Annotated in this window: 11 protein-coding genes; 7 read left to right on the forward strand and 4 right to left on the reverse strand. The window is 72.4% G+C overall.

Annotation, left to right across the window (positions count from 1 at the left end; all coding sequences use genetic code 11):
- Positions 1-183 precede the first annotated feature (183 nt).
- Positions 184-1,020, forward strand: a complete 837-nt coding sequence (locus tag AB0N90_RS14265; protein WP_365196206.1) for a helix-turn-helix transcriptional regulator — start codon at positions 184-186, stop codon at positions 1,018-1,020.
- 8 nt (positions 1,021-1,028) lie between these two features.
- Positions 1,029-1,211 carry a DUF397 domain-containing protein gene (locus AB0N90_RS14270; protein ID WP_365196208.1) on the forward strand — a complete coding sequence of 61 codons (183 nt, stop codon included), beginning with the start codon at positions 1,029-1,031 and terminating at the stop codon, positions 1,209-1,211.
- Here the strand turns inward: AB0N90_RS14270 and AB0N90_RS14275 are convergent, their stop codons facing one another.
- Both AB0N90_RS14275 and AB0N90_RS14280 read right to left on the reverse strand, forming a co-directional pair.
- On the reverse strand, positions 1,212-1,793 hold the full coding sequence (locus AB0N90_RS14275) for an HD domain-containing protein (RefSeq protein ID WP_365196211.1): 582 nt from the start codon (positions 1,791-1,793) through the stop codon (positions 1,212-1,214).
- Positions 1,794-1,805: 12 nt separating this feature from the next.
- Complete coding sequence (locus tag AB0N90_RS14280) at positions 1,806-2,819, reverse strand: transcriptional regulator (RefSeq protein WP_365196214.1); 1,014 nt, start codon at positions 2,817-2,819, stop codon at positions 1,806-1,808.
- Positions 2,820-3,048: 229 nt separating this feature from the next.
- On the opposite strand from AB0N90_RS14280, the gene AB0N90_RS14285 reads away from it, so the two are divergent.
- Positions 3,049-3,693, forward strand: a complete 645-nt coding sequence (locus AB0N90_RS14285; protein WP_365196216.1) for a hypothetical protein — start codon at positions 3,049-3,051, stop codon at positions 3,691-3,693.
- 82 nt (positions 3,694-3,775) lie between these two features.
- Positions 3,776-4,645 carry a GNAT family N-acetyltransferase gene (locus tag AB0N90_RS14290; protein WP_365196218.1) on the forward strand — a complete coding sequence of 290 codons (870 nt, stop codon included), beginning with the start codon at positions 3,776-3,778 and terminating at the stop codon, positions 4,643-4,645.
- Between the two features lie 116 nt (positions 4,646-4,761).
- Here the strand turns inward: AB0N90_RS14290 and AB0N90_RS14295 are convergent, their stop codons facing one another.
- Together AB0N90_RS14295 and AB0N90_RS14300 are read right to left on the reverse strand one after the other, a co-directional pair.
- Positions 4,762-9,606: a DNA repair ATPase gene (locus AB0N90_RS14295; protein ID WP_365196221.1), complete on the reverse strand. Its 4,845-nt coding sequence runs from the start codon at positions 9,604-9,606 to the stop codon at positions 4,762-4,764.
- Between the two features lie 162 nt (positions 9,607-9,768).
- Positions 9,769-11,955 carry a flotillin family protein gene (locus AB0N90_RS14300; protein ID WP_365196223.1) on the reverse strand — a complete coding sequence of 729 codons (2,187 nt, stop codon included), beginning with the start codon at positions 11,953-11,955 and terminating at the stop codon, positions 9,769-9,771.
- A gap of 236 nt (positions 11,956-12,191) precedes the next feature.
- On the opposite strand from AB0N90_RS14300, the gene AB0N90_RS14305 reads away from it, so the two are divergent.
- From AB0N90_RS14305 to AB0N90_RS14315, 3 genes are read left to right on the forward strand one after another with little or no spacing between them, the layout of a single operon-like run.
- Positions 12,192-13,259 (forward strand): helix-turn-helix domain-containing protein, encoded by a 1,068-nt coding sequence (locus tag AB0N90_RS14305; RefSeq protein ID WP_365196225.1) that lies wholly within the window; start codon positions 12,192-12,194, stop codon positions 13,257-13,259.
- Between the two features lie 46 nt (positions 13,260-13,305).
- Positions 13,306-13,695: an AraC family transcriptional regulator gene (locus AB0N90_RS14310; RefSeq protein WP_365196227.1), complete on the forward strand. Its 390-nt coding sequence runs from the start codon at positions 13,306-13,308 to the stop codon at positions 13,693-13,695.
- A 48-nt stretch (positions 13,696-13,743) separates the two neighbouring features.
- Positions 13,744-14,154 (forward strand): VOC family protein, encoded by a 411-nt coding sequence (locus AB0N90_RS14315; RefSeq protein WP_365196230.1) that lies wholly within the window; start codon positions 13,744-13,746, stop codon positions 14,152-14,154.
- The last annotated feature ends 22 nt before the right edge of the window (positions 14,155-14,176 follow it).

Raw genomic sequence — 14,176 nt, forward strand, 5'->3', positions numbered from 1 at the left:
CGGGGAGTGAGTGGGGGGTTGAAACGCGCGCAGGGTGGCGTTGCCGCGGGGTGCGGTGCACTTCCGCTGCGTGTGCGGTACGTCACCGACGGTAGGGCTAACGTGTAATCCCAAGCAAGCGAATCGCGTAATCTGCCCCCGAACGAGCGGCATCAGCAGATGCGTTGAAGCAAGGAGAACCCGATGGTTCTGAGGCGCGAGCCGACCGCACGCCAGCTACGCCTGGGGCTGGAGCTGCGCAGGCTTCGCGAGGCCGCGGGGCTCGCCGTCCGGGAGGCGGCCGCCCTGCTCGGGGTCTCCGGTCCGGCCATCAGCCAGATCGAGTCCGGTGTCGCAGGCGTGGGGGAACAGCGTCTCCGGCGCCTGGCCTCGCACTATGCCTGCACCGATCACGAGTTCATCGACGCGCTGGTGGCGATGGCCACCGAACGGACGCACGGCTGGTGGGAGGAATACCGGGGGCGGCTGCCCACTTCGTTCCTCGACCTGTCCGAGCTGGAGCACCACGCCCGGCTCCTCCGACACGTGGCGATCCTGTACGTACCAGGGCTGTTGCAGACAGAGGCCTACTCCCGCGCCGTCTTTTCGGCCAGGCTTCCGGAGCTGACCGGCGAAGAGCTTGAGCTGCGCATCCAGCATCGAAAAGCACGCCAGCAGGTCCCTGTCCCCTATGAAGCGCTGATCCATGAGGCGGCGCTACGGATCAGAGTGAGCGACCGGGCCACGTCAAGAGACCAACTCATTCGCCTGCTCGAACTGTCCGAAGCGGGCCGGGTCACCGTGCGGGTCATCCCCTTCGACCTGGACGGCTTCGCCAGAGCCTCCAGCGCGATGACATACGTGTGCGGCCCCTTGCCGAAGCTGGACACAGTGCTCCGCGAGGCATTGCACGGCTCGGCCTTCGTCGATTCCGAAGCCCAACTCAACGTCTACCGAACGAGTTTCCGTAAACTGGAAACCGCGTCCCTCGACCCCTCACGGTCACGTGACCTCATCAACCGGCTGACGAAGGAGCTGTGAGGCCTCCCATGGAGAACTGGCGGAAGTCGTCCTACTCGGGCCCGGCCGACGGCAACGAGTGCGTGGAGATCGCCGACACCCCCACCCACGTATCCGTCCGCGACTCCAAGACCCCCACCCGAGCCACCCTCACCTTCCCCCACCCCGTCTTCACCCCCTTCATCGAGACCCTGAAGAACGCGCGCTCCTGATCAGCCGCGCTCTCCCATGGCCGTGCGCAGCCAGTCGAGCGGGGCCTGAGCCAGCAGTTGGTCGGCGAGCAGCCGGCCGGACTCGGTGACGATCCGGGCCCGGCTGTTGTCGACCCACCGCTGGGCCGCCTCGTACCCCTGCCCCTTGTACTCCAGGCCCTGCAACATGCACTCCAGCTTGTCCGCGTCGCGCGCGCAGATGGCCTCCGGTGTCTCGCGCGCCTCGTACTCGGCGACGACGGCACGGATCGCGGAGCGAAGGACCTCGGGCATGCCCGCCGTCTGGTCCGCCGTCACCGCGGCCGGGGCCCCCGGGGCCGCGTACTTCTTGCCCAGGTGGTTCACGTCACCCGTACGCGTCTCCTGCGAGTCGTGCCACACCGCCAGATGCGCGGCACGCGCGGCGTCGGCGCCCTCCAGCGTGGCGATGACCGAGGCGATGACGGACGTACGCCACGCGTGCTCGGCGACGCTCTCGGGGTCCCGAACGCCCGCCATCCACCAGCCCGTTCGCCGGGCCGCCTTCAGCGTGCCCGCCTCCCACAGGAAGTGGGCCACGTCCGCCAGGTCCTGCTCACCCACTGGTGTCCCCTTTCACGCCTCGGCGAGGCGGATCGCGTACCGGATGCCCTCCAGCTCCCGCCGCGCCTGCGGCGAAAGCCCGGAGTCATCCAACATCACCGGAAGACGTCCACGCAGCATCTCCCCGGCCTCCGACCGGCCGCGCAGCAGGTCCGGGCGGACGGCGAGCAGCGCCCACAGGGTGTGGACGTTGAGGTCGAAGAAGCCGTGCTGCGGCACGAGGCCGCGGACGAGGTGGGCCATCAGGCGGTCGCCGTTCCAGGTCCCGGGTGTCGTCTCGCCGATGAAGGCATCCGACAGCTGGACGTGCGGGGTCTCCCCGACCCAGTACGCCCAGTAGTTCAGATTCGCCGCCTCGGCCCGGTCACTGTCGCCCAGAGTGCGGCCGATGAAGTGGGCCATGCGGTCCCGGTCGCCCTGACGCGCCGCCACGGCGGCGACGGAACGGGAGTTCAGCCACCGCGTCAGCCAGTCGTCCGGCCGCTCGGTCCGCTGCTGGTGCGCGAGCCAGGCGGAGGTGTCGGCACTCTGGTCGAACCCAGCGAGGTAGAGGGCCTGGCGACGCAGCAGGAAGTCCTCGCCTCCTCGGGCCTGTTCTGCTGTCTCCCGCATGCGGCTGAAGAAACGGAGCCGGGCGGCCGTGGACAGTTCCGGCGCTGTCGGCACCGGGCCACGGCGGGCACGAGAGGGCGTTGGGAGGGCGCGCATGGGACCGGGCGGGGTGCCGTTGAGGGGCCAGGTCAGGATCTCGACAAGGTCGCGCCGCATGACCCAGGCGCCGAGCGAGTTGGTCCTGGTGGGCGTCTCGTCCTCCAGGGCTCCGGCCAGCAGTACGTCGGCTTCCATCGCTCGTTCGAGGGTGGCGAGCAGGGCGGGGGCCGTGCCCAGCCGCATGAGCCGGTTGCGGTGCGCCAGCACCTGCCCCACCGGCAGGGAGGTCAGCGGGCGGCGCCCCGTCTCCCAGCCTGCGACCGTGTCCGGTGCCACCCCGAACAGCTCGGCGAGGCCGTCCTGTGTGTGCCCCAACTACTCCCGTACGAGCCTGAAGACGTAGCCCGAGATGATGCCCGACCGCCCCCGCCCGGGCACCCCCTGACCCCCAGTCAGGGTTTCACTCGCCTGCTGCCCCACAGTGTCCCCTCGCACGCCAACAACGGACCCTTACCCGTACTCACGGTCACTACAAGCGGTCGTCCCGCCTACCTACTGTCATGAGCGACAACCGGGCAACACAGCGTAGTGGAGTGATACCGCCATGGCCGCCCATAGCGAGAAGCCGCCGGTGAAGGCGAGCACTGACGTCGTCCGCGTGCACACCACCGTCGCCGACCGGCGCCTGGCCGCCGAGCACTGGCTGCTGTCCGTCCTCCCAGAGACCGACCGCGAGCGCGCCCGGGTGGAGTGGCGAACGGCCGGTGTCACCCTGCTGCCCTGCGGGGCTCTGTTCGCCGCCGTCCGGCTGCCCGGCGCGCTCGTCCACGCCGTGGCGATGAGCACAAAGCGGGCCGACGTCGAAGCCGTTCTGGACGAGGCCCTGCAAGGCGGTCCCGTGATCTGTGACCGACGACGCGAGTGCTACTACTACGCCCTCGTCCCTGCCGGTGTGCCCAGGGCTTGGCGTGAGGCCGCGCGCGACTGGCATCGTGACGGCGTTGTCGTATTCGGCCGTCAGGCCTACGTGGGGGTACCAGAAACGGACGCCACCGAAGCGCACGAGGGCGCCGACGCGTACTGGGCCGTCCCCGTGGGCTCGCCCGGGACCCTGTGCGCCCCGCTCCGCATCGCCCGGTTCATCGCCGCCGGTACCCACCTGCTCGCCGAGAACGCCAAGATCGACGCCGCTGCCGCTGCCGTGGCCGCCCTTGACCCCCGTCACCGGTCGGCGCTGTCACGCTGGTAGGAGCGACAGCAGTGGGCTCTGTCGACCCATCTGCGGCAGCGCGAGCCGTTCGCCGGCTGCCCTTCGAATCAAGGAGCCGCTCATGTTCTTCCGCTGGGAGTGGCTCCGGCCCGTACTGACCGCTCCTGTCGTGCCGACTCTCGGTCCCGTCCACCCTCACGCCCTCACCGTCGACCTCTTCGAGGACACCCTGCGGGCGGCGGTCCCCGAGCGGCCGTTCCTGCATTACGACAAGGACCGGCGCTGGAGCGGCGAGAAGAGCGAGACGGTGCTGCGCGAGGACGTGGTCCACCAACCGGACCACACCCTCGTCCCCACCCTGACACGACGCGGACGCGGCGCCGTCAAGGTCTTCGCCTACGGGCGCCATCGCGGCCTCGTGGAGGAGGCCGCCGAACTGGGCGCGAAACTCGCCGCGGTGCATGGTGCGGCGAGCGCGAGCGTCGTACGTCCCCTCGGCCCGGAGACCGGCCGCCCGCGCGGCACCCGCATCCAGCTCCAGGACTTCGCCGCCCGCCCCTGCCCGGACCCCGGCGGCCCGGTCCGCCCCGTCACCGACCGGCCGGACGTCGTGCGGGAGACCTTCGCCTTCTTCGCCGCAGCCATGGCCGCCGACGGCCTGGCCTTCCTCCACGCCCGGATGCGTGCCGGCCGGTGCGGCCCGGTGCTGGCCGCCGTCATCGAGGACCGCGTCGTAGGCGCGATCGGCCCCATGGAGGTACGCCCCGACGCGATCGGGTGCCCCCAGCTCCTCCCCCAGTACTTCGCCGTCCTGCCCGAGGCCCGAGGTCAGGGACTGGGCCGCGTTCTGTGGCGGGCCGCGATGCACTGGGGCCAGTCCCACGGCGCCGCCTACCAGCTCCTCCAGACAGAAGTCGGCGGCCCCTCCGACAGACTGTGCCGGTCGGAAGGACTGACCTCACTCGGCTTCACCCACACCACACGGGCGTAGCCGGATCCCGTACACCGATCCGGCGCCCCTGGCGGGCGCCCGGCATGAAGAGCCCCGCTCCCGGCACCGCCTCAAGCAGTTCGGCGACCGCCTCAGGCCCCCCGTGCTGAGCCGGCTCAGTCGGAGGGGCGGTCGGCGGCCCGGATGATCGCCGATTCCACCGCCGCCACCCTGTCCGCCAGCACCGTCAGCGCCGCGACCGCGCGAGTCAGGGGGTCCTGGTCGGGGCCGCCGAGGGTGCGGGTGCGGATGTGGGCGGCTTTGATGTCCGACCAGCGGGAGGCCTGGACGGGGTCCAACGCGTGCCGCAGTTCGGCGAGTTTGAGGAGGTTGGACTCGGCGCCCGTGGTCAGGGTCTGGGCCTCGGCCGTGTAGTGGTCCTGGACGACGGCCTCGCGTTCGGCGGTGTTCATGACCGGGCGCAGCCGCTGGGCGATCTTGTTCATGTCGCGGTACGAGCCCTGGAGGCGGAACGGCGGCTCGGTGCGGGCGTCGGCGGACTGGGCGGCGGAGGCGATGTAGGCGGCGTTGACCGTGAGGATCGTGTCGCGGACGGCGAGGACGTGGCGCAACAGGGCCAGTCCGGTGTCGAGTTCGGTGGGGGGAAGTGCGGCGGACAGCCGGTCGGGGCGGGCCGTCGGGTCGCCCGCGGCCAGCCGGACCAGCAGCTCCAGGTCGGCGCGCTCGCGTGCGGCGAGGGGGGCGAGGACCGGGTTGGCGGTCAGGGCGTTCTCCACGAAGCTCAGCGCGAAGACGTCCTCCTTGCCGGTCAGGACGTCGCCCAGGTTCCATACGTCGGCGCGGTTGGCGAGCATGTCGGGGATGCGGAACCGCTCCCCCGACTCCGTGTACGGGTTGCCCGCCATGCACACCGCGAACCGCTTGCCGCGCAGGTCGTAGGTGCGGGGCTCACCGTTCCACACGCCGTCCACGCGCCGGGTGGCGTCGCAGAGCGGGATGAATTTCTGGAGGAGTTCGGGCGAGGTGTGCTGGATGTCGTCCAGGTAGAGCAGGGTGTTGTTGCCCGCCGCGAGCGCAAAGTTGATCTTCTCGATCTCGCGGCGCGCGGTGGCGTTCGGGGCGTCGGCCGGGTCCAGCGAGGTGACAAGGTGGCCGAGCGCCGGGCCGCTGATCTTGACCAGCATCAGGCCGAGCCGGTCGGCGACGTACTCCATGAGTGTCGTCTTGCCGTAGCCGGGCGGCGAGACCAGCAGGAGCAGGCCGCCGGTGTCGGTGCGCTTGCCGGCGCCGGTGGTGCCCAGCTGGCGGGCGAGGCTGTCGCCGATCAGCGGGAGGTAGACCTCGTCCACGAGGCGGTTGCGGACGAACGACGGCATCACCCGGGGGCGGTGATCGGCCAGCCGCAGCCGTTCGCGTTCGGTGGCGAGCAGGGCGGCGCGGCGGCGCTGGTAGGCGCGGAAGCCGGGCACGTCGTGCGCGGTGTGCCGGGCGGTGCGGGCCAGGAACTCGTCCAGGCGCAGCTCAAGCCGCCCGCCCGCCACCCGGGGGTGGGCGCCGAGGAGGCCCTCGACGGTGGTGCTGAGCCGGGCGTCGCCGTCGTAGCGCGGCAGCGCCGGGCAGAGTTCGGCGGCGACCGCCTCCGCCAGCTCGCCGGGGGCGGCGGCGCTGCCGCTCGCGCCGGCGTACGCGGTCAGCCAGGCCTCGACCACCTGGCGGCGGGCCCGCAGCTCGGTCAGTCCCTCCAGGTCGCGGCCGTAGTCCGAACCGGCCAGCGCCTGCCGGAACTTGTCGAGCAGCGCGCGGGCTGTCCCGCCGAGCACGAAGTCCTCCGGGCCGGTGCCGCCGGTCAGTTCGTCGAAGAGGTAGGCGGCGGCCGCCTCCGCGGACCACCGGTCGGGGCCCGCGCCCGCTCCCTCGCGGGTGTCGGACGGCTCCCACTCCCCGAGGGCCGCCGCCAGCTCCGCCACCAGCTCCCCCAGCGCCGCCGTCGGCCCGAAGGCGTCCCGGGCGCGGGCCAGGGACACGGCGCGGCGGCTCCAGTCGGCACGGGCCGCCTCCGTGGTGCCGTGGGTCCAGAAGAGCTGGGCACGGGCGCGGGCCGCGGGCTCGTGGCGCAAGGGACCGGCGGCGTCGTACAGGGGCAGCAGCGCGGTCAGGATCAGGGTCGCGTCATGGTCGTGGACACCGCGCTCGTAGCCCTCGTCGTACGACTCCTGCGCCACCCGGCGGACCAGGCCCGGCAGGTCGTCGGCGGCGGCGAGGGCGGCCGGGCCGTGCTCCGTGAGGAGGCGGGCGGCGAGGTGTTCGGCGCGGTAGACCTCGGGTGACTCGGAGGGCAGGTGCCGGTCCCAGTAGGGGCGCACCTGGACGAGGCCGGGGTCGGTGACCGGGGCGCGGTAGTCGGTGCCGGTGACCGCGAGGGCGAGGCCGTCGGCGGCCGGGACGAGGGCGAGGTCCAGCGGCTGGGTGTTGACGGCGAAGCGGTGGCCGCCGAGCAGCAGGGTGCGGCCGTCGTCGGCGTACAGGTCGCCGCGGTCGCGCAGGGCGCGGGCGGCCTCCTGCCGGGCCGCCTTGAGACGGCCGTCGAGTTCCTCGGCGCGGACGCTGTCGCCGAGGTCGCGCAGCTCACCGGCGGTGCGGACGATCTTGGCGACCAGCGGGTCGGAGGCGAAGTACGCGGTGACCGCGTCGGCGTCGGTGAGTCCCGCGGCGCGCCGGGCGATCGTCTCCAGCATCCGCCCGGCCGATACGGCCAGTTGCTCGGCGCGGCGGGCCCGGACATCGGCGAGGGACTGCTTGCGGGCGGCGAACGCCTCGTAGATCTCGGTGCGTCTGCCCGCGAGTTCGGTCAGGAAGTCGTCGAACTCGGCGAACCGGCCGTCCAGGTCCTCCAACCGGGCCAACACGGAGGCGAGTTGGTCGTCGCAGGCCTCGGGGGTGGTGGCGCCGGCGAGCGCGGCGGTGACGGCCTGGGCGAGCAGGGCGGTCTCGGCGGCGAACTCGGCGCGGCCCTCCTGGTCCTGGAGGGAGCGGCGGCGGGCGTCGAGGGTGGCGCGCGCCCGGTTGACGCCGCCCAGGACGTCGGCGATCCGCTCCAGTACGGCGGTGCGCACGGTGGCGTCGGCGATGTCGAGGCCGGTGACCACCTCGGTGACGGTGCGCAGCCCGTCCGCCAGCTCGTCCAGGCGCTCGGTGACGGGCCCGGCGTCCGCGACCGTGCGGATCGCGTCCGCGTCGGCCACCAGCTGTTCCACCTCGGCGCGCTGGGCGGTGAAGGCGTCCTCGCGGGACAGGAAGGCCACCGCCCGCCTGCCGAACGCGGCAAGGTCGGACTCCGCCTCGGCGGCCAGCGCGGCCACCCGCTCGGTGTCCACGTACCGGAGTTCGCGCAGGGTGAGCAAGTGACCGTGGGCGTGGCGGAGTTCGGTCAGTCCGCGCACCCAGGCGGCGGCCTCGCGCGGGGCCTCGCCGCGCAGCCGGCGCACCACGGCCGCGATCCGCTCCGCGGCCTCCTCCAGCGCCTCGGCGGCTCCCCGGGTCAGCTCGCGCACCGTCTCGAACTCGGCCAGCACCTGTTCCGCGGTCTCGCGTACGGCCGCCAACGGCTCCTGGACGGAGCCGAGTTCGGGGTCGGCGAGCCAGTGGTGGGTGTCGGCCGCGCGGACGCACGCGGCGGTCAGCGCGCGGTAGCCCGCGCCGGTGGTGATGCCGTCGGCCACCAGCCGGGCCACGGACAGGCAGTCGGCGAGGCCGCGTACGAGGTCGGCGTTGCCGACGCGGGCGAGCGGGCCGGTGCCGGTGCGCAGGGCGGCGGCATGGGTGTCGGAGACGTAGGGCGAGGTCCACCACTGGAGGGGGTGCGTGTGCGCGGGTTCGTCGCCCGCGGCGCGCAGCACGGCGAGCGCGCCGTCCTCGAACAGCGCCCAGCCCTGGCAGGGCAGCGGGGTCGCGACCTCCTTGCGCAGGGTGTTGTACGACAGCAGGAGCGTGCCGCCACCGGAACGGTCCCGGAACGCGTACAGCACGTCCTCGCCGTTGGGCGCGCGGATCTCCTGCTCGAACTCCAGTCCGCGCACGTCGAGTTCGTACGCCTTGTGCTGTCCACCGGCCAGGCAGTAGCCGCCTGGGAAGACGACGCCCTGCTCCTCGGGCAGCCGCCGGCACGCCTGGCCGATGCCGTCGAGGCGGACGACCGTCCGGGTCAGGGCGTTGAAGACCAGATAGCGGTCGGTGTCCTCCTTGTACGGCCGCACGCGCAGCAGCGTCAGGGGGCCGACGCTCGCATACGCCACGGCGGCGTCGGCGAGGGACTGGAGGGGTTCCGCGACGGGCTCGGCGTACAGCAGGGTGCCGTCCTCGGCGCGGACGGTGAGAGTGCCGCCGAGGGCCGCGACGCCGAGCCCGCCGGGTACGGCGACGTACGGCTCCCGGCCCAGCACATGGTCGGCGCGGCCGGTGCCGGTCCAGGTGACGTCCTGGGCCGGCGGTACGACGTCGTCGCGTTCGCCGCGCGCGTCCAGGAACTCGGCGCGGCCGTCCTCGGTCAGGGTCCAGCGCAGCGCGCGGATGTCGTCGGCCTTCTCGCCGGTGCGGAACACCGCGAGGAGACGGCCGTCGGTGCGGCGCAGGCGCAGCAGGTGGGCGTCGCGGTAGTAGCGGGTCAGGGCGGTGAACTCGCGGACGAACGAGGGGTCGTCGAGGAAGCCGTCGTCCTCGGGGAGGCGGTTTCCGGCGCGGTCGTAGAGGGCGAGGACGGGTTCGCTGCCGCGGGCCCGGCTGCCGAGGAGGAGGCGGTCGCCGACCGCCACGATGTCCTGCCGGAGGCTGGCGTGCGGGGTCTTGAGATGGGTGGTGGAGGCGAGTTCGAGGCGGGTCGAGCCGAACTCCTGCGCACGGCGGGCGTTCAGTTGCTCGGCCCGCCGTGCCAGTTCGGCGGCGTGGGCGGCCAGCCGGTCGCGGAGGACGTCGTAGGTTCCGGCGTCGACGGTCTCGGTGGCCATGGTCGCCCTTCGTCATTCAGCGGGGTTCGGATTCGCCGTAGGGGTGCGGGGTTCGTCGCGGAGTGCGGGTGCGTCGCGGAGTGCGCGTGCGTCGCGGCCGCTCGCGCCCACGCGGCGGAGCCGCATATCGATGCGGCCCCGCGCCCCTACGGGGGCTTCGCCTCAGTTGCGGGCAGCGCCGTTCAGTGACGCGACCGGCACCTCCGCCAACCCCAGCTCCCCCGCCTTCTCCAGCAGCTGGCGGAACTGGGACGCCTCCGCGCCGCCGCCGTTCATCAGTTTCATCAGCAGGGCCGACACCGTCAGGTTCTGCACGTCCGCCGTGCCCACCGAGCCGAGCACCCGGCTCAGGTCCTCCGTGAAGCTCCCCGACCCGTCCAGCCACGGCTTCGCCAGGGTCTGGGCGGTGCGGGAGTTGGCCACGAAGCCGTCGACGCCCTTGCCGAAGGACACCGCCGAGACGAGCCGGTCGAAGAAGACGGACTCGCCGCCGACGATGTCGATGTCGGCGTTCTCCAGGCCGGTGGCCAGCACCGTCGCCTGCGCCTCGGCCACCTGCCGCTGCGTCTCCAGACCGGCCAGCCGGATCTCCTTCTCCGCCTGGAGCCGCAGCCGGTACTCCTCGTGCCCGCGCGAGGCCTCGTCCAGCGCGGCCATCGCCGCCGCCTTCTCGGTGAGCCCCGCCGCCTCGGCCTTCAGCTTCTCGCCGATACCGGTGGCCTCCGCGAGCGCCGCCGCCTTCGTGCCCTCGGCCTCCGCGAGCGCCTTCGCCCGCGCGCCCTCCGCCTCGGCCCGCAGCCGCGCCTCCGTCGCCGCGGCCGCCGCCTGCGCGCCCTCGGCCTCGGCGAGACCCCTGGCCCGCGCGCCCTCGGCCTCCGCGAGCGCCTTCGCCTGGGTGCCCTCGGCCTCCGCCCGCAGCCGCGCCTCGGTGGCCTCCGCCTCCGCGCGCCCGGCCTTGACCGTGACCTCGGCCTCCTTGTCCCGGACCTGCACCGCGGCGAGCCCCTCGGCCGCCGACTCGGCCTGCACGCCCTCGGCGAGCCGCAGCTTGGCCCGCGCGTCGAGGTCGGCGGTCTTCAACCGGGCCTCGGCCAGCGTGAGTTCCTCGGCGGCCCGGTGCGTCGCGGCCTGCTCGGCCGCCTCGGCGGCCTTGATGTCCTTGACCAGCTTCTCCTGCGCCTCCGCCTCGGCGGCGATGACCAGGGCCTGCCGGTCGCGCTCGGCCTCCTCGACCACGCGCAGCTTCTTGATGGACTCCTCCTGCTCGGCGACCGTACGGTCCACCGCGACCCGCTCCCGGATGACCTCGGCGATCTCCCGCTTCTCCGCCTCGACCTCCTTCTCGGCGGAGATCTGGGTCAGCTGCGTCTCCCGCTCCCGGGCGATGACCTCCAGCAGGCGGTCCTTCTCGATGCGCTCGTTCTCCACGGCGATGACCCGCTCGCGGTTCTTCGCGGCGACCGCGATCTCCCGCGCCTGGTTCTCCCGCTGCACACCCAGCTGCTCCTCGGTGCGCAGGAACGCGGTCTGCGCGCGCAGCCGCTCCTCCTCCATCACCCGGGCGGTCTCGGCCTCCTCGCGGGCGCGGGACGTCTCGATCTCCCGCCGCTGCTTGATCTCGGCGTCCGCCTGCCGGCGCTCCAGCTCCAGGATGGCCTCGCGGGCGTCGACGTCCTGCCGGGTGATCTCCTTCTGCTCCGTACGCTTCGCCTCGTTGGTGCGCACATGCTCGACGGCGGTCAGCTCGGTGATCTTGCGGATGCCCTGCGCGTCGAGGACGTTGGCCGGGTCCAGCTGGGTCAGCGGCGTCTGCTCCAGATAGTCGATCGCGGCGTCCTCAAGGTGGTAGCCGTTGAGGTCGACACCGATCAACTCGATGATGTGGTAGCGCAGTTCCTCGCGCTTGGTGTACAGGTCGGTGAAGTCCATCTGCTTGCCGACGGTCTTCAGCGCCTCGGAGAACTTGGCGTGGAACAGCTCCTGGAGCGTGTCCTGGTGGCTGGCCCGCTCGGTGCCCACGGACTGGGCGACCTTGATGACGTCCTGGACGGTCTTGTTGACCTTGACGAAGAACAGGATCCGGATGTCGGCACGGATGTTGTCCCGGCAGATCAGCCCGTCCCGGCCGGAGCGGCTGATCTCGATGGTCTTCACCGAGATGTCCATGACCTCGGCCTTGTGCAGGATCGGCAGCACGACCTGTCCGGTGAAGGACACATCCACGCGCCGCGTCTTGGAGACGATCAGGGCCTGGCTCTGGTCGACCTTGCGGTACAGCCGGGAGAACCCGAACAGCAACAGCACGGCGATGATCACACAGGCGGCGACGAGCACGCCGAGGGCTTCCATGGCATACGTCCTTGCGTCAGACGGTGGGTCGGAGCTCCCCCGAGGCGCCGGTGCGGGGCATCCCCCCGCGATGCCCCGCACCGGAACCCTCCGTAGTGCTCCCCGCAGAGGATGGTGCGGCCCGGAGGACCGTTTCCGCATTGCCGGTTTCCGGCAGTCTTCACTACTGTCTGCATGCCGGAATCGCGCTAAGGAAGCGTCACCGGCGCGTCAAGATCACGGGGGAACGGGGCAGGGTGAGCGAGCAGGGGATATCCGAGCGCTATCTGGACGGTTTCGCGGGGGTGCTGGCGGAGGTCGCGAGCACCGGCAGGCGGCTGACCCGCGAGGAGCTGAAGACCCGTCGGGCGCTGGGCGAACAGGCCGCCGAGGCGGGACTCGGGCTGCGTGCCCTGGTCGTCGCGCATCTGGCCGCGGCCCGCGCCGCCTGGCCGGTGGGACCCGGTTCGACCGAAAGCACCCTTGCGGCACTGGCCGCCGTGGAGCAGGCCGTCGATGTGTTCGCGGAGGGCTATGAGCGTGCCCTGCGGCTGACGGTGCGCCGGGAGGAGGCGGCCCGCCGGGAGTTCATCGACGATCTGCTCTACGGCCGCAGCGACCTGGGCCGGCTCGCCGAGCGCGCCGAACGGTTCGGGCTGCGGCTCTCGCGCGCGCACGCCGTCGCGGTCGCCGAGGGCGTCCAGTCCTACGGGGAGGGCGGCGCCGTCGCCCGGCGGGTGGAGGCCGAGGTGCTCGCCCGCTTCGACTCCCACAGCATCCTGCTCACCACCAAGAACGGCCGGCTGCTGTGCATCGCGCCCGGTGACACCGGTGAGGTCCTCGACCACTTCGCCCGGCAGGCGTCCGCCGCCACCGGCGGCGGCCGGGTGGCCGTCGGGCGCCCGCAGACCGGCCCTGGCGGGGTCGTGCAGTCGTACGAGGAGGCACTCGCCGCGCTGGAGATGGCCGAGCGGCTCGGGCTGCCAGGGCCGGTGCTGCACGCCGCCGACCTGCTGGTCTATCCGGTGCTGGCGCGCGACCGGCAGGCGATGGCCGATCTGGTGCAGCACACGCTGGGCCCGCTGACCGCGGCCCGGGGCGGCGCGGTGCCGCTGCTGGACACCCTGGTCGCCTACTTCGATTCCGGCTGTGTGGCCGCCGAGGCCGCCCGCCGGCTCTCGCTGAGCGTGCGCGCGCTCACCTACCGCCTGGAGCGCATCCACCAGCTCACCGGCGCCGACCCGGCCGACCCCGCGCACCGCTACATGCTCCAGACCGCGGTGATCGGCGCCCGGCTGCTGGACTGGCCCGCCCAGCCGCTGTGAGGGGCACAACTCCCGTCGTACGCACGGGACATGAGGGGAGGGTGCGATGAGCCGCGCCACCGAGGGGGCCAACCGGCGGATGCTCCGCGCCCGGGACACCATGGACCGCGACTACGCGCGGCCGCTGGACGTCCCCGCGCTGGCCCGCGTCGCGCATGTGTCACCGGCCCACTTCGCGCGCACCTTCCGGGCCACCTTCGGCGAGACACCGCACCGCTATCTGCAACGCCGCCGGGTGGAACGGGCGATGTACCTGCTGCGCGAGTCCGGCCGGAGCGTCACGGACATCGCCTTCGAGGTCGGCTTCGGCAGTCCGGGCACCTTCAGCCGCACGTTCCGCGACATCGTCGGCAGCTCACCGCGCGCGTACCGCAAGGGGGCGGTGGCCGCGGCCGTCCCGACGTGTTTCACGATGGCCTGGACCCGGCCGAGTTGAGCAGTTCTGGATAAGTTCTGGCGCCGTCCGCTCGCTAGCGTGGACGTCATGTTCAACGCGATCACACAGTCCCAGATATACGTCCTCGACCAGGACGAGGCCCTCGACTTCTATGTCGGCAAGCTCGGTCTGGAGGTCACCGCCGACGTCCCCCTCGGCTTCATGCGCTGGCTGACCGTCGGCGTCCCCGGGCACCCCGAGCGGCAGATCCTGCTGGAGAAGCCGGGCGCCCCCGCGATGTCCGAACAGACCGCGGAGCAGGTGCGCGAGCTGATCACCAAGGGCGTCATGGGCGGCTGGCTCATCTTCACCACGGACGACTGCCGGGGCACCTACAAGACGCTGCTGGACAAGGGCGTGGAGTTCACCGAGGAGCCCACCGAGCGTCCGTACGGGATCGACTGCGGGCTGCGCGACCCCTTCGGCAACCGCATCCGCTTCACCCAGCCCAAGGCCTGAGGCCCCGCACCGGCGCGTCCCG

It is taken from the genome of Streptomyces sp. NPDC093018, assembly GCF_040684035.1.
Taxonomy (GTDB): Bacteria; Actinomycetota; Actinomycetes; order Streptomycetales; family Streptomycetaceae; genus Streptomyces; species Streptomyces murinus.